This is a genomic window from Martinezella sp. CNPSo 3959 (assembly GCF_057784355.1).
Genome location: NZ_JBXSOV010000001.1, coordinates 35,633 through 60,172 on the forward strand (window position 1 = coordinate 35,633; position 24,540 = coordinate 60,172).

The window sequence follows — 24,540 nt, forward strand, 5'->3', positions numbered from 1 at the left end:
CGGCTTGTCATCAGCTTCTGAGGCCGGGTGCCTCATAGCCGGTGCGCTCCACGTACTCGGTGTAACCGCCGGCATATTGGTGGATGCCTTCCGGCGTCAGCTCCAGGACGCGATTGGAGAGCGCTGCCAGGAAATGCCGGTCGTGCGAGACGAACAGCATCGTGCCCTCGTATTGCGACAGCGCCTCGATCAGCATTTCCTTGGTGTCGAGATCGAGATGGTTGGTCGGCTCGTCGAGCACCAAAAGGTTCGGCGGATCGAAAAGCATGATCGCCATGACAAGCCGCGCCTTCTCGCCGCCCGACAATACGCGGCACTTCTTTTCGACATCGTCACCAGAGAAGCCGAAGCAGCCGGCAAGGGCTCTCAGAGAACCTTGGCCTGCCTGCGGAAAATCATGTTCGAGCTGCTGAAATACGGTGCGCTCCCCATCCAGCAGATCCATGGCGTGCTGAGCGAAATAGCCCATCTTTACGCTGGCGCCGAGCGCCACGCTGCCTTCATCCGGCTGTGCCGAGCCGGCAACCAGCTTCAGAAGCGTGGATTTACCGGCACCGTTGATACCCATGATGCACCAGCGCTCGCGGCGGCGTACCATGAAATCTAGTCCTTCATAGATGGTGCGGCTGCCATACTTCTTGTGAACGTTCTTCAGCACGGCGACGTCCTCGCCTGAGCGCGGCGCCGGCTGGAATTCGAAGGCGACGGTCTGGCGGCGCTTCGGCGGCTCGACGCGATCGATCTTTTCCAGCTTTTTCACGCGGCTCTGCACCTGCGAAGCATGCGAGGCGCGCGCCTTGAAGCGCTCGATGAACTTGATTTCCTTGGCAAGCATCGCCTGCTGCCGCTCGAACTGCGCCTGCTGCTGCTTTTCGTTCTGAGCGCGCTGTTGCTCGTAGAATTCATAATCGCCCGAATAGCTGGTGAGATTACCTGCATCGATTTCGATGATCTTGGTGACGATGCGGTTCATGAACTCGCGGTCGTGCGAGGTCATCAGCAGCGCGCCTTCATAGCCCTTCAGGAAGGATTCGAGCCAGATCAGGCTCTCAAGATCCAGATGGTTGCTCGGTTCGTCGAGCAGCATGACGTCGGGACGCATCAAGAGGATGCGGGCAAGCGCCACACGCATCTTCCAGCCGCCCGAAAGTGCGCCGACATCGCCGTCCATCATCTCCTGGCTGAAGCTCAGGCCCGCCAGCACTTCGCGAGCGCGGCCTTCGAGCGCATAGCCGTCCAGTTCTTCATAGCGTGCCTGTACCTCGCCATAGCGCTCGATGATCTCATCCATCCTGTCGGCCTGGTCCGGATCGCTCATCGCTGCTTCGAGTTCGCGAAGTTCGGCGGCAACGGCGCTGACGGGGCCGGCGCCTTCCATCACTTCCGCGACAGCACTGCGCCCCTCCATCTCGCCGACATCCTGATTGAAGTAGCCGATGGTGACGCCCTTATCGACGGAAACCTGCCCCTCGTCGGGCTGCTCCTGTCCGGTGATCATCCGAAAAAGCGTCGTCTTGCCGGCGCCGTTCGGCCCGACGAGACCGACGCTCTCGCCCCTGTTGAGCGCAGCGGATGCCTCGATGAAGAGGATGCGATGGCTATTCTGCTTGCTGATATTCTCGATACGAATCATGGTTACGCGAGGCCCGAAGAAAGTTTTTCGGGGGCCTTATGCCACGGGTCGGGCGTTCTGTCGCAGGTTTTCGGGCGGAGATATGAGATCGATAGCGAACTGACGTTCATGGGCGACAATTTCCGGTCCGCCTATTTGCCATACGGGAGAGAAACTTTCGTGGGGCGACGGATTCTGCCCACGCGTTCGTTCAAGCAGCATGGCTTCCAGCAGGACCGGCGCTTGATCGGATCGCCGGCTGTCTTCCGCGTAGTTGGAAGTCGCTATATTCATTGTCATCCGTCTCAGCCGAGTTTTACAGATGAAAATTATGAGAAGCATTCAGGGCCGGGTTCGCGCCCGACTGACGATCGCAGCGCTGATCGCCATCGGCATGTCGGGCGAAGCTCAATTGGCCAATGCGGCTTCCGAACACCAGCGGCTCAACGAACCGGTCAAGGAGATCGCGGATCAACGCCTGCTCCTCGACACGCCTGATGGCAAAGGGGAGTTGCCCATCTACGCGGATCATGCGATCGAAGCGGCATCGCCCGACGTGACGAAGGTGCTGATCATAATTCACGGCACGCTCCGAAATGCCGATGCCTACTACGCAGCCGGAGAGGAACTGCTCGCAAAGGCGGGAGATCTTGCCGATGGTACGATGGTGGTCGCGCCGCAATTCCTGATAAGGCCTGACGTGGATGCGTTTTCGCTGAGTGCACAGACGTTCGCCTGGACGCAGAATGGCTGGAAAGGCGGTAAAGCCGCGCGCCAGCCGGCGCCGATCAGTTCTTTTGCTGCGCTCGATGCCCTGCTCAAGCACTTCGCCGATCGTCGTCTGTATCCATCTCTGAAGACCATCGTCGTGATGGGGCATTCGGCGGGAGCGCAATTGGTCCAGCGTTATGCCGTGGCCGGACGGGAGGTCGAGGATTTGACGAGCGCCGACATCTCCGTCCGCTATCTTGTGGCCAATCCCTCGAGCTATCTCTATTTCGACAACGAACGACCGGCTTTGGCGGATCAGCAGGCTGGGCTGGCTTCATGTCCTAAGGCGACGCAATGGCGATATGGTCTGACCGGCGCACCGCCTTACGTGTCCGCACAGGATCCGAAACTCCTCGAAACCAGATATGCCGCGCGCAATGTCGTCTATCTGCTGGGGCAGGCGGACACGAACCCCTACACCCATTTCATCGATCGCTCCTGCGGAGCAATGGCGCAGGGACCGTATCGGCTCGCGCGCGGGCTGACCTATTTCGACTATATGAGGAAGCGGCATCCATCCGATCTCAATCAGAAGGTCGTCGAGGTGCCGGGCGTGGGACATGATGACGAAGCGATGTTCACATCGGATTGCGGCATTGCTGTTCTGTTCGATCGCCCGCTGCCGCAAGCCTGCCCGGTTATCGATGCGACCGCAAAAGTATCCGGAGCGGTGCCGTAAGTTTTCTAGAGTGGTCGGTCCGCATCGCGATCATATGCAGGGTGGTGAGGCTTGGGATCCATCGTGATCCGGCAATCCACTTTCATGCTTCAGTTGCGATAGGCCGGCCGCGGGCGCGACGATCGCATTTTTCGCTGTATCGGGCGCTCGATGCCCAAGTAGAAAACGATGGCAAAGGCCAGCGAACCCAATGCGATAGGCATAGGCTGCATATCGTGCGGCACCCCGAGGCGCAAAAGCAACGCCGTGACCAGGATGCCGGTGAGGACGTGCCAAACATAGATGGAATAGGAGGCATCCCCCAGGAAGTGCAGGAATGCCAGCTGCGGCACGCCTCGTTCCCGCTCGGCGAAAACGGCGCCCGATAGTAGCAACATTGCCGGTATGCCCCAGCGCACGGCGCGTTCCAGATGGATCAGCGGGTCACTCGCGACTAGCAGCACGACCCCGATGATCATCAAGCCAATGGCGACGCGAAAGGGCAGGCGATATCCTTGCTTCCACAGATGCCCGATGACGATTCCGGCGGCAAATTCCAGAATGATCGGCTGCGTAAAAATACTGGCATACCCAGAGGGCAGCAGGAAATGTGCAATGACGACGGCCCCCAGGATCACGATCAGGAACCATAGCCGACGGAACTCCGGCAGGAGCAATGAAACTGAAAAGATAAGATAGAAGAACATCTCATAGGATAGGGTCCAGCCCTGTTCGACGACGGGTTGGAGCGCTTCATCGTTGATAGTAGGCACGAAAAACAACGAGCCCAACAGATTGCCGACGCTCGAATTCGTGTCGAAGAAGAATTGTGGTTTCAACACGGCCACGGCGAATGTTGCCAATGTCGCAATCCAGTAAAGCGGCACGATCCTGATGATCCGGCGCCACATGAATTCCTGCGGGCCGATCGGTTTTCCAACCGTCGTAACCCACATGATGAAGCCGCTGATGACGAAGAATATATCGACGCCCGCCGCCCCGATCTTGAAGTTCAGGCCGTATGTTTCGCTCACATGAAAGCAAAGGACGGAGATCGCCGCGATGGCGCGCAGATACTGGATGCTCTTGATATCGTTGCCGGTTTTCAGGATGGTGCCTCCTGCGACTGGACTACTATCGCCGATGCCCTGATGGCCGATTTAGCAATAGAATGCGTCGAAAGGCCGGATACTCATGCGAAATGGCTTGGAGTACGGCAGATATGGCTGGTGGCAACAATTTCAATCAAAATGGATGATTTTCCGCCATTGCGTGTGCGAAATCGGGACATCTGAGGTGACGTGGCATGAACGCCGACCAAGCTAAAAAGCGGTCTCCCCACAGGCAAGGCATCGGCAATTCCCTCGAAGCCGATCAGATCGCTCTAACTTCGGCAAGCCGCTTGACCGCGTATTCATCCCGCCAGCAGACGGCAGCTTCCCATGCTGCAGATGCCTGTGCGGCAGCATCATAAGCACCGTCGTTGAGATCGGCAGCATTGTGGGGCAATACGAGGTCGAGGTCTGGAACGTCGACATGTGACTCGTCCCAGTCGATCAACGCGACGCGATCTGCAGTCATGCGGATATTGCCAGGGTTATTGGGGTTGTTTCCATGGACGACGCATGTCTGACGCCCGACGAGACGCGCCCACGCTGCTCGACATCGAGCGACGCCATCGGGCGGCATCGCGGCAAGATTGATCCGCGTTCCGGCTTCGACATGCAGGAGGTCGGTCGACGATTTCCAGCCGGGCCGTTGAGGCCAGCCCCTAGACAATATGAGACGAAGCAGCCATCAATTTGCTCATGAAGCAAAAGCGCTTGATCGTTTTTCCTGACACCAATCTTTTCCTCCAATGTCGATCACTGGAGGAGCTACCATGGTCCGAGCTAGGCGATTTCGCTGCAATGGAAATTGTAGTCTCGCGACCTATCCAAAGGGAAATCGATCGGCTGAAGGGAGGAGGTAACGACCGTCGCCAGAGGCGCGCCAGAAAAGTGGCCACCTTACTCCGATCCGTCATCAAGAACGGCGGGACGCCTCTAATTGTCCGGAATGATCATCCGGTCGTTTCGCTGTCCCTTCGAGTAGACTTAAGGGCGGACCCAGCACTCGTTGATCTTCTCGACTACGATCAGACTGACGATCTATTGGTAGGGATCGCTCATGGCTTTGCAAAGACGGATTCCGATGTAGAGGTCGCGGTCCTGACGGATGATACGGGAGTTATGGCGTCGGCTACAGCGTCGGCGACACGATTTCTGGAAATTCCAGAGAGCTGGAGGGTGGCCCCTACAAGCTCAAAGGAGCTCGAAGAACTGAAGGCTGCACAGGCCGAAATCGCCAGACTTCAGACAACAGAGCCGATCTTCCTGGCGGAATTTGGATCGGGTAAGAAAGCAGGTATTGTTCCCAGCGACTTCGAGGTTCCATACGCGGCTCCGCTAACAAACGCGGAGATCAGAACTTTACTGGAGCTTGCGTCTTCGAAATTTCCTCAAAAGACAGACTTTAGCCCAATCGATGCCCCGACGGCTCCTCCGGGATCCATGGGCCATGCCATCCAGTTTTTCGTCGGTGCATTGGAAGGGCCTCCCAGTGAGGAGCAAATATCCAGATATCGCCAAGCCTACGGTGACTGGCTAAACAAGCTCAAAAAGGCACTTGAGAAAGCTCACGAGGGAGCAATTCGAGAACAATCTCCATCAGAGATTTCCTTCTCCGCTCAGAATATCGGAACACGCCCGGCACAAGATGTCCGGGTCGATTTGATCGCGTCCGGCGACGTTCAGATCGCGCGCCCCTATGATGATGACCTTACACCGAATTTTTCGCTGCCGCTCCCTCCAACACCTCCACGGCATCGATTTTCGGATCTCTTTCTGGGCATTGGTCGTGACTACGTCAGTCTCGCCCCCCGGCCGAGCATCGTTGGCCCGTGATGCCGAGACTTTCTATTATAGATCAGCGGACTCTACCTCTTCGAGCAAAAGACTTGAGCTCGTTTGTGACCTTTGGCGTCATGGTTGTGATCTCGAGGTATTCGCAGCGCGTTTTCTCATCGGAGATGTTGAACGCCTTAAAGGAAGCGTCGAGTTCCGAATTCATGCAGGCAATCTGTCCAGACCGATCTCAATCAGGATGCCCGTTTGTCTGACTGTGAAGCGACTTTCCACTTACGACTACGCGGTGAGGCTAATTAATGACCTGACGGCCGAGATCTCCGAATAGGAAAGTGGCCGGCTAAGCGCAACCGATGCGCGTCCAACCCAAGATGCTGCCAAGGGCCTTCATCATGTCTGATCCTATAATAAGGGCTATCGCCGCCGCATGTATCAGTTTGCAGTTGCGCGATCGTGAAATGGCTGTCGCTTTGGCGCTTCCGATAGACGTGAACTCCTTCGACAAGGATTGCGGTGTCCGGTGAAACATCGAAGACCAGCGGCTCGCTTTTGCCTTCGAGTTTCATCTCCGCCTAGTTCGCTGCATGTCTGGCCAAGACGAAGCCTTGGTCGAAATTTCTCAGGTCGATAAGATGCCGCCGGGGCAGTCGCGCGGAAAGAACGGATGCGCTGCAGGCCCGTATGCCGTGACCAACTTATTACAACTTCCTTAAAACGCCTTCGGGCGAAATTCAGTGCTGAACGGTAGCTGCGCTTCACGAATTGCGACTTTTGCGATCGTTTCACTGTTTGTTCCTTGAGGCATTTTCCGGGCACTTTTCAGTGCCCGGAGATAGTCAAACGTAGCATTGGCCAGTTTCAGGTTACAAAATGGCAAGTATTAGCGCCGTTTGGCCAGTACTTGGTTCGGTTTCTCATCATTCTAGGCGATCAGCCGAATACTCAGCTGCAGCCGCTCGTCGCGCCGCAAGTGTCGCACTTCTCGCAAGTTCCATTCCGGACCATCGTGAAGTTCTGGCACTCGGTGCACATGTTGCCGGTGTAGCCCTGCATGATGGAGCGGGCGCGTCGTTCTGATTCCAGCTTCTTGGCTTCCGTCTTGGCATTGGCAGCTTCGCTTGCCGCGTTGTCGCTGAAGAGGCCTGTCGCGGATTCGGAGATGACTTCCTCTGCGATCTCTTCGGCCAGTTCCTTCGCACGCTCCTCATAATCGCGCTTGAAGGCGACGACTTCGGAGGTCGATACGGAGCTTGCCGGCTCCAGCTTGCGGACCGTGTTGCCGGCAAAGGCGGTGACGGTCGAAAGCGAGGCGGCGCGGGCAGGGGCGGCCGTTGCCGAACCCTTGGCGTCTGCCGAACGCTCGCCCGATGTCTGAACCAGCGTCGGCTTGTAGCCGCGGGTCAGGCCCTTGGAGACGACATCGGCCTTGCCTTCGGAAACGCCGCGGCCGAGCGCCGTGTTGTTGAAGTCCGAGGTGTCGACATGGGCAAGATCGTGGCGGCCGAGATAGGAGATCGCCAGCTCGCGGAACACGTAGTCGAGGATCGACGTGGCATTCTTGATCGCGTCATTGCCCGTGACGATGCCGGCCGGCTCGAACTTGGTGAAGGTGAAGGCGTCGACATATTCCTCGAGCGGCACGCCATACTGCAGACCGAGCGAGACGGAGATCGCGAAGTTGTTGATGAAGGCGCGCAGAGCCGAGCCTTCCTTGTTCATATCAAGGAAGATTTCGCCGAGACGGCCGTCGTCATATTCGCCGGTGCGCAGGAAGATCGTGTGCCCGCCGATCTTGGCCTTCTGGGTGTAGCCCTTGCGGCGGCTCGGCAGTTTCTCCTGCGTGCGGATGACCTTCTCGATCACGCGCTCGACGATCTTTTCCGTGATGGTGACAGCCTGTGCGGCTGCCGGAGCCTGCAGGAATTCCTCCAGCGCATCCTCGTCGCTGTCATCCTCGATCAGCGAGGCGTTCAGCGGCTGGCTGAGCTTGGAGCCGTCGCGATAGAGCGCGTTGGCCTTGAGACCCAGCTTCCAGGACAGCATGTAAGCGTTCTTGCAATCCTCGACGGTCGCCTCGTTGGCCATGTTGATCGTCTTGGAGATGGCGCCCGAGATGAAGGGCTGCGCTGCCGCCATCATGCGGATGTGGCTTTCGACCGAGAGGTAACGCTTGCCGATCTTGCCGCAGGGGTTGGCGCAATCGAAGACGGCCAGATGTTCGTTCTTCAGGAACGGCGCGCCTTCCAGCGTCATCGCACCGCAGACATGGATGTTGGCGGCTTCGATGTCCTTCTTGGAGAAGCCGAGATGGTCGAGCAGGTTGAAGCTCATGTCGGCCATCTGCTCGTCGGAAACCTTCAGCGTGCCCTTCAGGAAGTCGGCGCCGAGCGTCCACTGGTTGAAGACGAACTTGATGTCGAAGGCGCTCTTCAGCGCAGCATTGACGGCATCGACCTTCTCAGCGGTAAAGCCCTTGGCCTTCAGCGTCGACGGGTTGATGGCCGGAGCCTGGTTCAAGTTGCCGTGGCCGACAGCATAGGCCTCGATCTCGGCGATCTGGCTTTCGGAATAGCCGAGCGTCCGCAGCGCTTCCGGAACGGCGCGGTTGATGATCTTGAAGTAGCCGCCGCCGGCGAGCTTCTTGAACTTCACCAGGGCGAAGTCCGGCTCGATGCCGGTCGTGTCGCAATCCATGACGAGACCGATCGTCCCGGTCGGCGCGATCACGGTTGCCTGGGCGTTGCGGTAGCCGTGCTTTTCGCCGAGTTCCAGCGCCTTGTCCCAAGCGGCCTTGGCATGGGCGACGAGGTCCTGGTCCGGATTGTCGGAGTGGATCAGCGCCACCGGATTGACCGACAGGTTTTCATAGCCCGAGGTCTCGCCATAGGCGGCGCGGCGATGGTTGCGGATGACGCGTAGCATGTTTTCGCGGTTCGGCTTGAACATCGGGAAGGTCCCGAGTTCGGACGCCATTTCGGCTGAAGTGGCGTAGGCGACACCGGTCATGATCGCGGTCAGCGAGCCGGCGATGGCGCGAGCTTCGTCCGAGTCGTAGGGAATGCCCGATGACATCAGCAGGCCGCCGATATTGGCGTAGCCGAGGCCGAGCGTGCGGTATTCATAGGAGAGTTCAGCGATACGGCGCGAGGGGAACTGCGCCATCATCACGGAAACTTCGAGAACGACGGTCCAGAGGCGAACGGCGTGTTCGTAATCGGCAATGTTGATGCGCTTCGTCGCGGCGTCCTTGAAGGTCATCAGGTTCAGCGAAGCGAGGTTGCAGGCCGTGTCGTCGAGGAACATGTATTCCGAGCACGGGTTGGACGCGCGGATCGGGCCGGCAGCCGGGCTGGTGTGCCAGTCGTTCATCGTCGTGTTGAAGTGCAGGCCCGGATCGGCCGATGCCCAGGCGGCGTAGGAGATGGATTCCCAGAGGTCGCGGGCCTTCAGCGTCTTGACGACCTTGCCGTCTTTGCGGGCGGTCAGGTTCCAGTCGCCATCATTCTCGACGGCGCGCAGGAAGTCATCCTTGATCGAAACCGAGTTGTTGGAGTTCTGGCCCGATACGGTGAGATAGGCTTCCGAATCCCAGTCCGTGTCGTAGGTCTTGAATTCGAGATCCGTATAGCCCTGGCGGGCGAACTGGATAACGCGCTGGACGTAGTTTTCCGGAACCTGATCCTTCTTGGCAGCGCGGATCTCGCGCTTCAGGGCAGGGTTCTTGGCCGGGGCGAAGCAATCGTCATTGTCGCCTTCGCAATTGACCGTCGCCTTCATGATCGCCTTCAGGTGCTTGGCGACGATCTTGGAGCCGGTGACGAGGGCGGCAACCTTCTGCTCTTCCTTGACCTTCCAGTTGATGTATTCCTCGATATCCGGATGGTCGATGTCGACGACCACCATCTTGGCGGCGCGGCGGGTCGTGCCGCCCGACTTGATGGCGCCGGCAGCGCGGTCGCCGATCTTCAGGAAGCTCATCAGGCCCGAGGAGCGGCCGCCGCCGGAGAGCTTTTCGCCCTCACCGCGCAGCATCGAGAAGTTGGAGCCAGTGCCCGAACCGTATTTGAACAGGCGCGCTTCGCGAACCCAAAGGTCCATGATGCCGCCCTCGTTGACGAGATCGTCTTCGACGGACTGAATGAAGCAGGCATGCGGCTGCGGATGCTCATAGGCCGACTTGGACTTGGTGAGCTTGCCGGTGAACGGGTCCACGTAATAGTGGCCCTGGCCGGGGCCATCGATGCCATAGGCCCAGTGCATGCCGGTGTTGAACCACTGCGGCGAGTTCGGTGCGACGCGCTGCGTGGCGAGCATATAGGCGAGCTCGTCCTGGAACGCAGAGGCGTCTTCCTCCGACGAGAAGTAGCCGCCCTTCCAGCCCCAATAGGTCCAGGTGCCGGCGAGGCGATCGAAGACCTGGCGCGCATCGGTTTCCGAGCCGCTCTGCTGATCCTTGGGCAGATCCTTCATGGCGGCATCGTCAGGCACGGAACGCCACAGGAAGGAAGGAACGTCGTTTTCCTCGACCTTCTTCAGCTTGGCGGGCACGCCGGCCTTGCGGAAATACTTCTGCGCGAGAATGTCGGCGGCAACCTGCGAGAATTGCGCTGGTACATCAATGTTTTCGAGGCGGAACACGATCGAACCGTCAGGATTCTTGATCTCGCTCGTCGCCTTGCGGAATTCGATGTCCGCATAGGGTGACTGGCCGGCCTTCGTAAAACGACGTTCGATGCGCATGGTCCCAATCCTTCATTCGTTGGTGTGCGCCTGCATGAAAACAGGGCGCAAAAATTCTCATTCCGGCATCGCGAATTCAACGCGCAGCCAGCTTCCGATCCGCTCTTTGACAGGAGGTGTCACCCGGAGATGTCTTTCCTGTATCTTGTGGTGATGGTGGCTGCAAACACTAAATATAGTATTAACAGCTTGTTGCCGCCAGTCCCCGCATATATTTTTTTGGCAGCCTCGATACCGGCACAAAAACCCTCACGGCGGGCCACCTACATAGGTGAAACGCCTTGAATCCAAATCCGATTTCGAATTGAGAACCAGTCCTCGTAACCCCGCCTGGTCCAGTCGCCGCCGCAACGTCGTCCATTAACTTTGAAAGACCCGATTCCGTCAAGGGGTGGTTTGTAACGGATTGCTAACCACAATATCTTGTGGGCTTGCCTGTGGAAACTGGGGAAACGCCAGTAGAGCAAGAGATTCAAGAACTTGAGGGGGGATGCTCGCCCTTCGTGCGACCGTTCGCGCAACAACTATTATCACCGCCGGTGTCGAAAGCGACAAAATTGTGACCGTGACCTGGATGCCATTGGCAGCACGGCAAAATCATGCCGTAGAGCATCATGATTCGCGTGGAAACCCTTGAATCCCACGCATTCCCATCAAAGCGACGTCCACTAAATCTAGTGGGCGCCGCAGCGCCCACCTCTATTACCGTAATTCGAATCATATTTCGGCATCGCGATCAGATCGGGTCTGATTCGCGCTGCCGGCAGCCGGCAGCTCAGCCGCGATGACCCTTGGCGATCGGTTCCTGATAGGTGAAGCCCATGTCCCAGGGGAAGTAGATCCAGGTATCCTGGCTGACCTCTGTGATGAAGGTGTCGATCGTGGGAACGCCGGTCGGCTTGGCGTAGACGCAGGCGAAATGTGCCTTCGGCAGCAGGGTGCGAACTTCGAGGGCCGTTTTGCCGGTATCGGTGAGATCGTCGATGACGAGGACGCCTTCGCCGCCGTTGACCGACAGTTCTGGTGCGATGCCTTTGAGCAGGTTCATTTCGCCCTGGCTGGAATAGTCGTGATAGGAGGCGACACAGACCGTCTCGATCAGCCGGATATTGAGCTCGCGAGAGATGATTGCGGCCGGCACGAGGCCACCGCGGGTGATGCAGACGATTGCCTTGAATTCACGGTTGAGGCCGGCAAGCCGCCAGGCAAGCGCGCGCGCATCGCGATGGAACTGATCCCAGGATACGGGAAAGGCTTTATCGGGCAGGGACATGGCAGAAAGCTCCGGGGCATGGAATAACGACGCACCGGCAGCGCCGGCGACCCTGAGCAGACCCCGCGCTGGGCGCGGACCAAGAACCAAATCCGGAACGCGATTCGCTTGCTATCTGCTTGAACAGGATCTCATCCGGGAAAAGCCTGGGCTTTTCGGGATCATGCCCCTTAGACCGCGCGAACGGTTCCCTGGCGGGAATTCTGTCATCGGTCGCTGCTTTCTGCTGGATTTGCTGGCAAAAGGCAATAGCTGGAAGGGGCGCAACCGGTGCACATTCACACCGGTTGCCACAGGAATTGAGTTTTCAGCCGTTCAGCGGGCCAGCAGCGTCATCGCCGTCATCGATTGCAGCAGGGTGCGCGTCGTGCCGCCGAAGATCATCTGCCACAGCCAGGAATGCGTATAGGCGCCCATGACCAACAGGTCGATACTGTCGTCGGCCAGCCGGTTTTCGATGACCTGCGATGGCGTCGATTTGCCGGTGCAGGCTGCCGTCTCGAACTTGGCGCGAACGCCGTGGCGTGTCAGCGCCGCGGCTATCCGGACGCCGGTTTCCTTAGACGGATGCGGATCCTTTTCCGACGTGCTGACGGAAAGGATCTCGACCGAATCCGCAGCCTTGAGGAAAGGCAGGGCGTCGAAGGTGGCGCGCGCCACTTCCTTGGAGCCGTTCCAGGCGATCAGCACGCGGCGGACGGGCTTCGGCTCCTTGAGAATGTAGGGGATCAACAGGACCGGCCGGCCGCTGTCGAACAGGAAGGTTTCGACATCGACCTGAGTATCGGCGTATTTCGACGGGTCGGGCTGCACGGCCACCAGAAGATCGGCGCTGCGGGCACTTTCGATCAGCGGTTCGGTGCCGTAGCCGACCGTGCTGGCAAAGCTGTGCCACTCGTAATCGAGACCGGCGGCTTCCATCTTCGAGCGGAACACCCGTTCGATTTCGACCGCCTGATTATGGGCTACTTCCTGAAGTGCTTGGACCGCGACAGGGTCCGGAATCTCCATCGGCGCCACCAGCGGCACGGTCGAGACGATTTCCGCATGAAGCCCGACGACATGGGCGCCGTGCTCCTTTGCGAGCGCTGCCGAAAACTCCGCAGCGATGCGCGTATTGTCGGGATTGTCGAGAACGGTCACTATCGTTTTGTAGGACATGAAGAGATCTCCCATGCGGAAGGGTTGGATCGGATCATGATATCAGCATTCCGCTACAAGATAATGCTCTGAATGGTCTCAGGGTTCCCCGGAAGTACACGTCCTCGTTGAGGGTCAGGCTTCAGCCGACTGATTTTCGATACGGCGCCGCGCGTCATATATGACGCGCAAAGGTCGCTATAATACTTTAAGTCTGCTGCATAATTTATCCTTAAATCGATTTCGATTTAAGGAATTATGCAGTCGCTTTCGACTGCCCGATGGCCTCGATCATCGCGCGCACTTCGGCTGCGACACTTTCAACCAGCTCGGCGGAACGCCCGCGCACGACGATCTCGGTCGAGAAGAATTGGCCGACATAGCGCGGATAGGAACCGATGCTGGTATCTGGATGCGCCTTCTGGATGAGGCCGAGCGGCGTGCCGATCTCGCCCTCGCCATAGGGGCAGGAAATCGCTGTTGATAGCACCTTTGCGCCGGTCTTCAGCGTCGGGATGACATTGTCGAGCATCGCCTGGAAAACCTGCGGCACGCCGGCCATGACATAGACATTGCCGATGTTGAAGCCGGGTGCGGTCGAGACCGGATTGGCGATATGCTTTGATCCCACAGGCATGCGTGCCATGCGCTGGCGAGCCTCGGTGAACTCCATCTCGCGCCGTGCATACATTTCACCCATGATCCGCATGGCTTCGGCGTCATGCTCGCAGGGCACGCCGAAGGCCTTGGCGATGGCATCGGCGGTGATGTCGTCATGGGTCGGGCCGATGCCGCCCGAGGTGAAGACGTAATCATATTGGCGGCGCAGGGCGTTCAGCGCCGATACGATGGCATCTTCATCGTCAGCCACGATGCGGACTTCCTTCAGGTCGATGCCGGCCAGCAGCAGTACGTCGGCGAGGTGGCCGATATTCTTGTCCTTGGTCCGGCCGGAGAGCAATTCGTCGCCGATGGCGAGCATGGCGGCTGTGACAATGGTTTCGTTCGACATGAAGATATCCAGGACAATGCGCAGTCGGCGCGTTCAAAAAGGTCCGAGATAGGTAGCGCTGTTTGCAGCGAATGCAAACGCTCCTTTTGCTGAGCCGCTGCTCATCACAAGATGTTGCAAGTGAATTTCCGTCTACACAGGATGAACACTGCGTTCTGAGCGTGGGGGCTGCGCCCCTGTCGCATCGCTGATACAACATTCCTCGACATTCAATGCGTCCAACAAACAGGAGACGTTTTCATGGCTAAGGTTCTGGTTCTCTATTATTCCGCTTACGGTCACATCGAGAAGATGGCCTATGCCGTCGCTGAAGGCGCAAAGTCGGCCGGTGCCGAAGTCACCGTCAAGCGCGTGCCGGAACTCGTCCCCGAAGAGGTCGCCAAGGCTTCCTACTTCAAGCTCGATCAGGAAGCCCCGATCGCAACGCCGGACGAACTGGCAGACTATGACGCCATCATCGTCGGCGCCGGCACCCGCTTCGGCACGGTCGCCTCGCAGATGCGCAATTTCTGGGATCAGACCGGCGGCCTGTGGTTCGGCGGCAAGCTCGTCGGCAAGGTCGGCTCGGTGTTCACCTCGTCGGCAACGCAGCACGGCGGCCAGGAATCCACCATCCTCGGCTTCATCCCGACGCTCCTCCACCACGGCATGGCCGTCGTCGGTCTTCCTTATGCCTTCCAGGGCCAGATGGGCACGGAAGAAGTCAAGGGCGGCTCGCCCTACGGCGCCTCCACCATCACCAACGGTGACGGCTCCCGCCAGCCGTCCGAAATCGAACTGGAAGCCGCAAAGTATCAGGGCGCGCACGTCGCCAAGATTGCTGCCAAGCTCACGGCTTGATTTGAATTCTGCATATCGATTGAGAGAGGCGCGGCGAAAGCTGCGCCTTTTTCATTGGGATTTTGATGGAATTTAATTTTGGTGCGGACGACGGGGGTCGAACCCGTACAGCCAAAGGCCGAGGGATTTTAAGTCCCTTGCGTCTACCAGTTTCGCCACGTCCGCGTGCCTTTCCCCATCAAGCACTTGAGCGATTCAGTCAAGGAAATGTTTTGCGGGAGGGATTTGATCTGTATGGCTTAGCCTGATTGATCCAGGCGAAGCCCGCCGGAGCCGACGGATCGGTATTAGGCGGGCCTCTAACCATCATCATGATGGCTGTGTCATATTGGACGCGGGGGGAGCTTGGCTGTCAACTCGCAGATTTTGTGGTTTCACCGGTCAGGGGCATAAATGGTTAATAATTCGTCAGTGCGGCGAATACCGCTATCGCAGGTCCGAAAGCGCGCTAAACAGGCTTTCTTTGCTCATCTTTCCTGTGCCATAGCGAAGGCGGATTGAAGAAGGACGGATAGACCGTGGACAAACAGACTGTTCTCGAAGCTACAGAGGCTATGCGCGGCCTCTTTCCTGCAACGCCGCTGCAGCTGAACGAGCATCTTTCCGCGCGTTATGGCGCCGATATCTGGCTGAAACGTGAGGATCTGACGCCGGTCCGGTCCTACAAGATCCGGGGTGCCTTCAACTTCTTCCGCAAGGTGATTGCCGAGGGCGGTACGGGAAAGACATTCGTCTGCGCATCCGCCGGCAATCACGCTCAGGGCTTTGCCTTCGTCTGCCGCCATTTCGGCGTGCCGGGCGTGGTCTATATGCCCGTGACGACGCCGCAACAGAAGATCGACAAGACCCGCATCTTTGGCGGCGAGTTCATCACCATCAGGCTCTTCGGCGATTTCTTCGATCAGTGCTATCAGGCGGCGCGCGAACATGTCGAAAAGATCGACGGCGTCATGGTGCCGCCTTTCGATCACGCCGATATCATCGAAGGGCAGGCGACGGTCGCAGCCGAGATCGCCGAGCAATTGCCTGAGGGTATTATCCCCGACCACATCTTGCTTCCCGTCGGCGGTGGAGGCCTTGCAGCCGGGATCACCGGTTACTTTGCCGATACGCTTCCCCGTGATGCCTTCACCTTCGCCGAACCCGCCGGCGCGCCGAGCCTGCGCCGCAGCATCGAGGCGGGGCAGGTGGTCACGCTTGCCAAGGTCGACAATTTCGTCGATGGCGCTGCCGTGGGCCGGATCGGCGAGCTGAACTTCGCCGCGCTCAAGGACTTCGCGGCCGAGCAGGTGAAGCTCATCGAGGAAAACGCCATCTGCGTTACCATCACCGATATGCTGAATGTCGAAGGCGTGGTGCTGGAGCCGGCCGGCGCTCTGGCGATCACGGCGTTGGAAAAGCTCGATCGCGAGGCCATCCGTGGCAAGACGATCGTCGCGGTCGTCTCCGGCGGCAATTTCGACTTCGAGCGCCTGCCTGACGTGAAGGAGCGCGCCATGCGCTATGCGGGCTTGAAGAAATACTTCATCCTGCGCCTGGCGCAGCGCCCCGGCGCGCTTCGCGATTTCCTCAACATGCTCGGACCGGAAGACGATATCGCCCGCTTCGAATATCTGAAGAAGAGCGCCCGCAATTTCGGCTCCATCCTGATTGGCATCGAGACGAAGAATCCGGATAATTTCAAACAGCTTATCGCGAACTTTGAAAGTTCCGGCATGGGCTATGAGGACATCACCGAAAACGAGATCCTGGCAAACCTGATCATTTGACTTTGCGACCCTCCAACCTTCATGCTAAAGGCGATCCATGGCTTCGTTCATTTCAAATATCCTTTCGATTTTCACCGGTGGCGCATCGCAAGCGGGCACTGAAAAGTCCGGCGGCTCGACAGTCAGCGTCGAACCGCAGGTGCATGCCGGCTGCACGATCTATGCGACGCCGCAGCGCGAGGGCAATCAGTTCCGCCTTATGGGCCGGATTGAGAAGGATGTGAACGGCGAGATCCTGGTGCGCAATTTTATCCGCGCCGATGTCTTCACGTCGTCGGATGACGCGGTGGAATCGACCTTCCGCAAGGGTCAACAGATCATCGATCAAAACGGTGCCGGCCTCTTCGGCGACGGCGAAAAGGTTCGCCAGGTCTGATTATTGGACGGTGCAGATCCGTGGTGAGCGGTGTCAGTACCATCCGTCCGGCAGCCAGCTTTCCAGATAGGCTTCCATCGGCTTTCCTGACATGACTGTCGAAATCCAGGCGCGTCGCTCGAAATCAATGGCGACCAGCTCGTAAGCGCAGGCCATGAGATCGCTCTCGGTGAGTGAAAAGCTTGGTTGACCTGAATAGTCCGATTGAGCGGCGTATTGCATGCAAACGCACTCGTTTACCCACCATTGGGTCAACAAGGTCTTTGCGCTGCTACCGTGATGAAGGACAACGAAGCCGGCGGAATAATGGGGCGTCACTTCCATACGGCCAAGATTGGCTTCGATGAAAGAGCGTGCCGCAGTGATCAGTTCCGGCTGAAGAAACTGTTCGTTCTCCGGGGCGTGCGCAGAAATGCCGTAAGCCTTGATGCGCCAGCCGGATATGTGCCACGTGCTTAGGCGCCGGAAATGTCGCGGCGTATACAACGGAATCACCATCTTTTTCTCTTTATTCGGGCCGTCGCTGCTCCAGTTGGCTGGCATTTTTGTGCGAAGAACGGCGCTAAAAAGAGGCTTGTCCGCTCGGGATCAGAGCATTGCAAAAGTCGTTCGTTGCCGCAATCGGTTTTGGGCAAGGCCGCCTTTGCATCTGCGCTAGGCGGCCTCACGTCAATCACGGATCTCGAAGACTTCGCAAGCTTTGCGGAGACTTAAGCCGTGCGGAAAATCTTCGCGCCGGCGGGGGCGTTGACGGCGCCGCCGTCGACCGTGATTTCGATCGCCGTGACATTGGCGGAATCGTCGGAGGCGAAGTAGAGCGCGGCCTTGGCGATTTCGTCTGCTTCGCTCATGCGGCCGAGCGCACTCAGACCGCCAAAGCGGGCCTGCAGTGCATCCAGAGCCTCCGGCGTGCTGGCGCGCGGGTCCCAGATCGGTGTCTTGGTGGCGCCCGGTGTGACCTGGTTGACGCGGATGCCGCGGGGCGCAAGCTCGGAAGCGAGATTGCGGGTCATGGCTCGAACGGCGCCCTTCGTGCCCGCATAGGCCGACGCGCCGGGAATGCCGAGAACGGCATGCACGGAGCCGTTCAGGATTACCGAGCCGCCATCGTTCAGATGTGGCAGGGCGGCCTGCACGGTGAAGAAGACGCCGGTGAAATTGATGCGGACGATGGTTTCGAACTGCTCGAGCGTCGTTTTGCCGAGCGGCGTATCGCCGGCTATGCCGGCATTGGCAAAGACCACATCGAATTTTCCAAGCTTCTCCGCAGCCTCGGCAAAGGCCCTCTCCATCGCCGGGATATCGGTCGTGTCAGCCTGCAATGCCAGCACGCCGCCGCCGAGTTGCTCGGCTGCTGCGGCCAGTGTTTTGGCGTTGCGGCCTGTTATGGCGACCTTGGCGCCTTCGGCGAGGAAGAGGCGGGCGGTGGCAAGGCCAATACCGCTGTTTCCGCCGGTGATGACGGCAACCTTGTTCTTGAGACGCATATTCGTAGCTCCTGTTGGCTTTTGTCACGATCTGGATTATGATCGTCATCTATAAGGATTATGATCGTAATCCATTTTGTCAAGCCGGGCATGAAAGGATTTTCGATGGGCCGCTCACAATTGGAAAAGCAGAAGACGCACGAACGCATCGTGACGCTCGCAGCCAAACGTCTGCGTGAGGAGGGATTGGAAGGGATTGGCGTCGCCGATCTGATGAAGGAAGCGGGTCTGACGGTCGGCGGTTTCTACAAGCACTTCGCCTCACGCGATGAACTTGTGGCGGAAGCCGTCGAATCCGCGATCGGGTCATGGCGGCGGCAGCAGGAGGAAAAGGGGATCATCCCCGAGACCATCTCGCTCAACGATTATGTCGATACCTATCTCAGCGAAGGTCACCGGGATCATTGCGGCGAGGGCTGCGCCTATGCGGCACTGACGGCGGATTTGGCGCGTAGCAGCGATACGGTCCGCGCGGTTGCGACGGAAGGCCTGCGACGGAATTTCAATGCCATGACGGCGCGCATGCCGGAGCCGGAAACTGCCGAAGCCAGGCGCAAGGCGATCATCGCGTCGTGCCTGATGACCGGAGCGCTCGGCCTCGCGCGCGTGGCGGATGACGAGGCTCTTTCGGCCGAAATTCTGGAGACCGTGAAGCAGTTCGTAAAGGCGCTGCCGCAGGCACAATAGCAAAGCGGCCGGTTTTAACCCCGGCCGCCTGTGATCATCTGAATAAGTAATTGATTAAGCGGCGAGAGCCAGCTCGGAAGCGCGAGCCTGGGCAGCGCCGATGGCCTTCTCAGCAGCTTCCGGACCGAAGGCGACGCCTTCGATGTAAACGGTCTCGACATCGGTGATGCCGATGAAGCCGAGAACCGACTTGAGGTAAGGCACGGCATGGTTCAGCGGTGCAGCCGGGCCTTGCGAGTAAACGCCGCCGGAAGCGAGCACGATGTAGGCCTTCTTGCCGGTTACCAGACCCTTCGGGCCGGTTTCCGTGTAGGTGAAGGTGCGGCCGGCGCGGGCGACGTTGTCGATCCAGGTCTTCAGCGAGGAATAGATGTTGAAGTTGATGAGGCCGGTGCCGATGACGAGGGTGTCGGCTGCCAGCAGCTCGTCGACGAGCGCGTCGGAAACCTTGATCAGTTCCTGCTGCTCGGGCGTGCGTGCATCGGCCGGCGTGCGGATGGCGGCCGTGAAGGGGCCGTCGATATGCGGGAGATTGTCGGCAGCGAGGTCGCGGTGAACCAGCGTCTTGCCCGGATTGTTGGACTTGATCTTCTCGGCCAGCTCGGTGGCGATCTTGGTGGAGAGCGAGTCCGGACGCGGGCTGGAGGTCAGAAGCAGAATGGAGGACATATCCGTTTTCCTTTTCAATGAGTTGCTAAATCGGCTGGGAGAGTCCGATCATGTTCGCCTCCATAAATAAGTCGTCAGTGCTATCGAGAAAAACTGTGATAATATGGATTGGAATTATCGATAGAATGGATGGCAGATGCTCCCCAATCCCACCCTTGACCAATTGCAGGTCTTTCTGACGGTCGCCGAGTCAGGCAGTTTCTCCGCCGCCTCGCGGGCGCTCAACCGCGCGCAGTCGGTCATCAGCTACACGATCGCCAATCTGGAGGCTCAGCTCGAAATGCCGCTGTTCGAGCGCTCCGGATCGCGCCAGCCGAGGCTGACGGATGCGGGCAGGGTGATGCTGGAGGATGCGCGCCGCATTCTTTCCGATCTGCAAGTGATGCGCGCCAGGGTGAAGGGTTTGAAGACCGGGCTCGAGGCGGAGGTGGCCGTCGCCATCAGCGTCATGGTGCCGGTTCATGCCACCGTCGACGTGCTGCGCGAATTCCGTGATCGTTTCCCTTACGTCTCCCTGCGGCTCGACACCGGCGAACTCGGCTCGATGCTCGAGCTTGTCACAAGCGGCAAGTCGACGATCGGTATCGGCGGCTCGGTGGTGAAACAGGATGATGCTTTGGTGATTGAGCGCATCGGACATTCCTTCATGATGCCGGTTGCCACCCCCACCCATCCGCTCGCTATGCTCGGACGACCGCTGACGCTTGCCGACGTGCGCGAAGAAGTGCAGCTAGTCGTCACCGATGCGTCAAACCTCACGAATGGCAAGGATTTCAACGTCCTGTCCTACAAGATCTGGCATCTGAGCGACATTGCCACCAAGCATCAGCTGATCCGAGGCGGTCTTGGTTGGGGCGGCCTGCCGGCCTCGTTCATCATGGAGGATTTGCAGAAGGGCAGGCTGGTGCCTTTGGCTCTCGATGCCTATGACCAGAGCGAATATCCGCTCTATGCGATCCGCAAGGTTGATAACCCTCCAGGCCCTGCGGCTGCGTGGATGATCGAGGCTTTCCGGGATCGTCTGTCGCGATGCCCGAATCAGGATGACTTCAAGTCCGCCGTCGAGATGTTCCATCCAGGCGACAAGCGCCTAGCGGCGGAGTGAAAAGTCCTCTCCCCGATGAGAGGAGAGGACGATAGCATCCGTGATTACAGCACCAGCCGGTAGCTGCGGAAGCCGTCGGCACCTTCGCCGGCATCTTCGATCTTCACGCTCTTGACCTGATCAAGGAAATCCTTGGCCTTCGGCGAACTCTGGAACCGGACGGTCGTGTCCGCCAGTGGCTTGAAGGTCCAGTTGCCGTCGGCGGTCGGGTTGATCGTGCCCTGCTCGTGGACATAGCGCACGATAACGTCGCGGTTGGTGTCCGGCGCCTGATAGACCACTTTGTCCGCCGCGATTTCCGGGAAGTTGCCGCCACCGCCGGCGCGGTAGTTGTTGGTGACGACCAGGAACTTCTGTGCGGGGTCGATCGGCTTGCCACCGAACTGCAGGTTCTGGATGCGGTTTGCATCGGCATTCAGAACCTTGCCGTCATCGCCGAAGCGGCGCGGCTGCGAGAGGTCGATCTGATAGGTGACGCCGTCGATGACATCGAAATTGTAGGACGGGAAGCCGCTGTTGATCAGATCCGCATCCTTGGCGCCGGGCTGCACCTGGTTGAACATCGCAGCCGACATTTCCAGCCAGTTCTTGACCTGCGCGCCGTTGATGACGACGGCCTGCACGGTGTTCGGGTAGAGGTAGAGATCGGCGACGTTCTTGATGGCGATATTGCCGGCGGGAACATCCGTATAATAATCGGCGCCGTTGCGGCCGCCGCATTTGAAGGGGGCAGCCGCCGAAAGAACCGGCAGGTCCTTGTACTGCGTCTCCTTCAATATGTTCTTGATGTACCAGATCTGCGCCTGGCTGACGATCTGGACAGAGGGATCATCGGCGACCAGGGCGAAGTAGGAATAGAGCGGCGCGGAGGTCTTGCCGACAGGTGTGCGGACATAGGTCAGCGTCGCCTCATGCTCCGCCTTGGCGGCTTCGACGACTTCCTTCTTGTCTGCGACATCGGCGACGACCTTCTTCTTGTCGTCGCGGTGGTAGATCGGGCGTGCCTCGGAAGTAAAGTCGACGATCTTCCAGCTCTTGCCGTCTTTTTCGAGCAGCAGGTCGATGAGGCCGAGATGCGAACCCCAGAAGCCGGCCATGACGGCGGGTTTGCCATGCAGCGTTCCCTTGACCGGATCGGCGTCCTTGATGCCGTCCCAGGTCTTCGGGCCAGGGAAGACGAGATGCTGGTGGCCGGTGAAGACAGCGTCGATGCCGTCGACCGCGGCGACGTAGAGCGAGGCGTTTTCCATCTTCTCGCTCTGGCCGCTGCCGTCGATGCCGGAATGGGAGAGGGCGATGATGATGTCGGCGCCTTCGGCCTTCATGACCGGGACCCAGGCCTTGGCGGCTTCGACGATATCGCGCGTCTGCGCCTTGCCTTCGAGGTTCTTGATGTCCCAGAGCATGATCTGTGGCGGCACGAAGCCGATGAAGCCGATCTTGATCGGGCTTTCATTGCCGGCGCCGTCCTTGATCTTCTTTTCGAGGATCAAATAGGGTTTGAAGAACAGGTCGTCCTTGGTGGGGTCGGAGGCAAGTTGGCCCTTGGTCAGGTTGGCGCAGACGAAGGGGAAGTTCGCGCCGGCCAGCACCTTGAACATGAAGTCGAGGCCGTAGTTGAATTCGTGGTTGCCGAGCGTGCCCACGGAATAGCCGAGCGTATTCATCGCCTTGATGACCGGATGGACGTCGCCGTCCTTCATGCCGTGCTGATAGGCCATGTAATCGCCCATCGGATTGCCCTGGAGCACGTCGCCATTGTCGATTAGGAGCGAATTGGTGGCTTCGGCGCGGATATTGTCGATGATCGTTGCCGTACGCGTCAGGCCCATCGTGTCGTTCGGCTTGTCGGCATAATAGTCATAGGGGAAGACGTTGACGTGAATGTCGGTCGTTTCCATAAGGCGCAGATGCGCCTGGTTGCTCGCAGCGCGGGCGGCGAAAGGATGCAGCACGATCAGCGCCGCTGTGGCACTGAGGCCTTGCAGCAGGGAACGGCGCGACATGCTGGGCAAATCCAGAATGGAAGACATAAAACACTCCTTCAACGATGCGGCTATGGTCCGTCGATCATCTCTCGGGCGAGGGAGATTAGGACGATTTTTGAAGGTGTGCACCAGGAATGTGACAGGCTTATTGTGGATCGTAGCCGGCTCACGCCGGCATTACATCAACGTTTGAGAACCGGCTTCATGTCCTTGTGGAAAAAGCGAAAATAAGACGCGACCTTAGCCGAGGCATTGGACGAGCGGTCGAATTCGATGCCGATGCGGCCGTTGTGAGCCCAGCGCACGAAACCATCCAGGAGGCCGATATCGTCGCATTCGACGCGAACCTTGCTGCCAGCGGCGGCATAAAGCGGCGCCTGCAGATCGAGCGCGATGCCGCTTGTCGAAATATCGACAACGCGGCCGGTAACAAGCTTGGTGAAATATCGAACCTGGCCCATGAGCCGCGCATGGTGGCGCGACGAGCCGCGCGTCTTGATTTTCAGATTGCCCTGAATGGGAGATTTCGAAGAGAACTGCATGATGTTATCCCGGCTCATCCGTCTTTTCTCGCTTTGGATATCAGATGTGCCTTGCGGGATGTTTAGCATAATCGCTAAAATTGTAGCCGGGCGTCCCGAATCGGTACCGCATCGCGATGGCCGCTGCGATCGGCGGTGTGACTATGAGAGGTGCAGGATATGCGTATCGTTTCATTGAATGCATGGGGCGGCCGGCTGCATGAGCCGCTAGTCCCCTATCTCGTTGATATCGATGCGGATGTTCTCTGCCTACAGGAAATGGTTCGCACGCAGGGAGCGGAGGCCGATTGGCTGGTCTATCGCGATCACGGTATCGAGCTCCTGCAGCGCGCCAATCTATTCGAGGAACTGAAGGCTGCTTTGCCGGCTCACGATGCTTTCTTCCTCCCCGTAGCGCGAGGCGATCTTTTCGATGGGGACCGGCGATTCGATTCCGAGTTCGGACTGGCAACCTTCGTGCGCCGGACCTATCCGGTCATCGGCCAGGCAGCCGCCTTCGTTCATGGTGAATTCTCGGCTGATGGCTATGGGCCTCATCCGCGTTCGCGCAATGCCCATTGCATCCGCCTGTTCGACTATGAGCGCGGCTACCCGATAACCATTGCCCATATGCATGGCTTGCGGGATCTGGAAGGGAAGGGCGATACGCCGGCCCGTCGTCATCAGGCAAACGCGTTGGTCGATCTCATCCGGCAAGTAAAGCACGAGGGTGACAGGCTGGTCGTCTGCGGCGATTTCAACCTGCTGCCCGGCAGCGAGACCTTCGATATTCTCGGCTCACTTGGCCTTATTGATCTCGTCACTTCGCGGGGACATGATGACACGCGCACGTCCCATTACAAGAAGCAACCGCGCTTTGCCGACTACATGCTGGTGACGTCCAATGTCGAGGTGATCACTTTCGATCCTGTCGCAGAGCCTGAAGTCTCGGATCACCGCGCTTTGCTGTTGGATTTGAAATAGGA

At 58.7% G+C, this 24,540-nt stretch carries 20 protein-coding genes, 1 tRNA gene and 1 pseudogene; 9 read left to right on the forward strand and 13 right to left on the reverse strand.

Annotation, left to right across the window (positions count from 1 at the left end; genetic code table 11):
- Nucleotides 1-10 precede the first annotated feature (10 nt).
- The gene (locus AC13RE_RS00255) at nt 11-1,633 is read right to left on the reverse strand and encodes an ABC-F family ATP-binding cassette domain-containing protein (protein WP_112337445.1); all 1,623 of its coding nucleotides are present in this window, start codon (nt 1,631-1,633) and stop codon (nt 11-13) included.
- Between the two features lie 310 nt (nt 1,634-1,943).
- Between AC13RE_RS00255 and AC13RE_RS00260 the strand changes: the two genes are divergently transcribed.
- Nucleotides 1,944-3,062 (forward strand): alpha/beta fold hydrolase, encoded by a 1,119-nt coding sequence (locus AC13RE_RS00260; RefSeq protein ID WP_488561573.1) that lies wholly within the window; start codon nt 1,944-1,946, stop codon nt 3,060-3,062.
- 89 nt (nt 3,063-3,151) lie between these two features.
- On the opposite strand, the gene AC13RE_RS00265 is transcribed toward AC13RE_RS00260, so the two are convergent.
- Nucleotides 3,152-4,075 carry an acyltransferase family protein gene (locus tag AC13RE_RS00265; protein WP_488561574.1) on the reverse strand — a complete coding sequence of 308 codons (924 nt, stop codon included), beginning with the start codon at nt 4,073-4,075 and terminating at the stop codon, nt 3,152-3,154.
- On the opposite strand from AC13RE_RS00265, the gene AC13RE_RS00270 reads away from it, so the two are divergent.
- Nucleotides 4,076-4,336 carry a hypothetical protein gene (locus AC13RE_RS00270; RefSeq protein ID WP_488561575.1) on the forward strand — a complete coding sequence of 87 codons (261 nt, stop codon included), beginning with the start codon at nt 4,076-4,078 and terminating at the stop codon, nt 4,334-4,336. It begins immediately after the preceding gene.
- Nucleotides 4,337-4,415: 79 nt separating this feature from the next.
- On the opposite strand, the pseudogene AC13RE_RS00275 reads toward AC13RE_RS00270, so the two are convergent.
- Nucleotides 4,416-4,820, reverse strand: a pseudogene (locus AC13RE_RS00275) (aminoglycoside phosphotransferase); the annotation flags it as partial.
- A gap of 29 nt (nt 4,821-4,849) precedes the next feature.
- Here AC13RE_RS00275 and AC13RE_RS00280 point away from each other — a divergent pair.
- Nucleotides 4,850-5,986, forward strand: a complete 1,137-nt coding sequence (locus AC13RE_RS00280) for a PIN domain-containing protein (RefSeq protein ID WP_488561576.1) — start codon at nt 4,850-4,852, stop codon at nt 5,984-5,986.
- A gap of 903 nt (nt 5,987-6,889) precedes the next feature.
- On the opposite strand, the gene AC13RE_RS00285 is transcribed toward AC13RE_RS00280, so the two are convergent.
- The 4 genes from AC13RE_RS00285 to AC13RE_RS00300 all read right to left on the reverse strand — a co-directional run bounded on the left by AC13RE_RS00285 (nt 6,890) and on the right by AC13RE_RS00300 (nt 14,112).
- The gene (locus AC13RE_RS00285; RefSeq protein WP_488561577.1) at nt 6,890-10,687 is read right to left on the reverse strand and encodes a vitamin B12-dependent ribonucleotide reductase; all 3,798 of its coding nucleotides are present in this window, start codon (nt 10,685-10,687) and stop codon (nt 6,890-6,892) included.
- 775 nt (nt 10,688-11,462) lie between these two features.
- Nucleotides 11,463-11,960, reverse strand: a complete 498-nt coding sequence (gene gpt / locus AC13RE_RS00290; protein ID WP_488561578.1) for a xanthine phosphoribosyltransferase — start codon at nt 11,958-11,960, stop codon at nt 11,463-11,465.
- 315 nt (nt 11,961-12,275) lie between these two features.
- Nucleotides 12,276-13,121, reverse strand: coding sequence for a universal stress protein (locus AC13RE_RS00295; protein WP_015339640.1), 846 nt, complete (start codon nt 13,119-13,121; stop codon nt 12,276-12,278).
- A gap of 235 nt (nt 13,122-13,356) precedes the next feature.
- Nucleotides 13,357-14,112, reverse strand: coding sequence for a competence/damage-inducible protein A (locus AC13RE_RS00300; RefSeq protein ID WP_488484852.1), 756 nt, complete (start codon nt 14,110-14,112; stop codon nt 13,357-13,359).
- A 240-nt stretch (nt 14,113-14,352) separates the two neighbouring features.
- Here AC13RE_RS00300 and wrbA point away from each other — a divergent pair, with 240 nt between their 5' ends.
- On the forward strand, nt 14,353-14,952 hold the full coding sequence (gene wrbA, locus AC13RE_RS00305; protein WP_112337437.1) for an NAD(P)H:quinone oxidoreductase type IV: 600 nt from the start codon (nt 14,353-14,355) through the stop codon (nt 14,950-14,952).
- A gap of 79 nt (nt 14,953-15,031) precedes the next feature.
- Here wrbA and AC13RE_RS00310 read toward each other — a convergent pair.
- A tRNA-Leu gene (locus AC13RE_RS00310) sits at nt 15,032-15,117 on the reverse strand.
- A gap of 353 nt (nt 15,118-15,470) precedes the next feature.
- Between AC13RE_RS00310 and ilvA the strand changes: the two genes are divergently transcribed.
- Entirely contained in the window at nt 15,471-16,721 is a 1,251-nt protein-coding gene (ilvA, locus tag AC13RE_RS00315; protein ID WP_488561579.1) for a threonine ammonia-lyase, read from the forward strand.
- 37 nt (nt 16,722-16,758) lie between these two features.
- A complete protein-coding gene (locus AC13RE_RS00320) occupies nt 16,759-17,097 on the forward strand; it encodes an HlyU family transcriptional regulator (RefSeq protein WP_132716437.1) in 339 nt (112 codons plus the stop codon).
- A 33-nt stretch (nt 17,098-17,130) separates the two neighbouring features.
- Here the strand turns inward: AC13RE_RS00320 and AC13RE_RS00325 are convergent, their stop codons facing one another.
- A complete protein-coding gene (locus tag AC13RE_RS00325; RefSeq protein WP_488561580.1) occupies nt 17,131-17,640 on the reverse strand; it encodes a hypothetical protein in 510 nt (169 codons plus the stop codon).
- Between the two features lie 167 nt (nt 17,641-17,807).
- A complete protein-coding gene (locus AC13RE_RS00330) occupies nt 17,808-18,584 on the reverse strand; it encodes an SDR family NAD(P)-dependent oxidoreductase (RefSeq protein WP_488561581.1) in 777 nt (258 codons plus the stop codon).
- 105 nt (nt 18,585-18,689) lie between these two features.
- On the opposite strand from AC13RE_RS00330, the gene AC13RE_RS00335 reads away from it, so the two are divergent.
- Complete coding sequence (locus AC13RE_RS00335; protein ID WP_488484855.1) at nt 18,690-19,271, forward strand: TetR/AcrR family transcriptional regulator; 582 nt, start codon at nt 18,690-18,692, stop codon at nt 19,269-19,271.
- Between the two features lie 54 nt (nt 19,272-19,325).
- On the opposite strand, the gene AC13RE_RS00340 is transcribed toward AC13RE_RS00335, so the two are convergent.
- The gene (locus tag AC13RE_RS00340) at nt 19,326-19,940 is read right to left on the reverse strand and encodes an FMN-dependent NADH-azoreductase (RefSeq protein ID WP_132716440.1); all 615 of its coding nucleotides are present in this window, start codon (nt 19,938-19,940) and stop codon (nt 19,326-19,328) included.
- Between the two features lie 136 nt (nt 19,941-20,076).
- On the opposite strand from AC13RE_RS00340, the gene AC13RE_RS00345 reads away from it, so the two are divergent.
- Entirely contained in the window at nt 20,077-21,045 is a 969-nt protein-coding gene (locus AC13RE_RS00345) for a LysR family transcriptional regulator (RefSeq protein ID WP_488561582.1), read from the forward strand.
- 44 nt (nt 21,046-21,089) lie between these two features.
- On the opposite strand, the gene AC13RE_RS00350 is transcribed toward AC13RE_RS00345, so the two are convergent.
- Entirely contained in the window at nt 21,090-23,078 is a 1,989-nt protein-coding gene (locus AC13RE_RS00350; RefSeq protein WP_488561583.1) for a bifunctional 2',3'-cyclic-nucleotide 2'-phosphodiesterase/3'-nucleotidase, read from the reverse strand.
- Nucleotides 23,079-23,215: 137 nt separating this feature from the next.
- Nucleotides 23,216-23,575 carry a PilZ domain-containing protein gene (locus tag AC13RE_RS00355; protein WP_112337591.1) on the reverse strand — a complete coding sequence of 120 codons (360 nt, stop codon included), beginning with the start codon at nt 23,573-23,575 and terminating at the stop codon, nt 23,216-23,218.
- A gap of 159 nt (nt 23,576-23,734) precedes the next feature.
- Between AC13RE_RS00355 and AC13RE_RS00360 the strand changes: the two genes are divergently transcribed.
- Entirely contained in the window at nt 23,735-24,538 is an 804-nt protein-coding gene (locus AC13RE_RS00360) for an endonuclease/exonuclease/phosphatase family protein (RefSeq protein WP_488484858.1), read from the forward strand.
- Nucleotides 24,539-24,540: the final 2 nt, after the last annotated feature.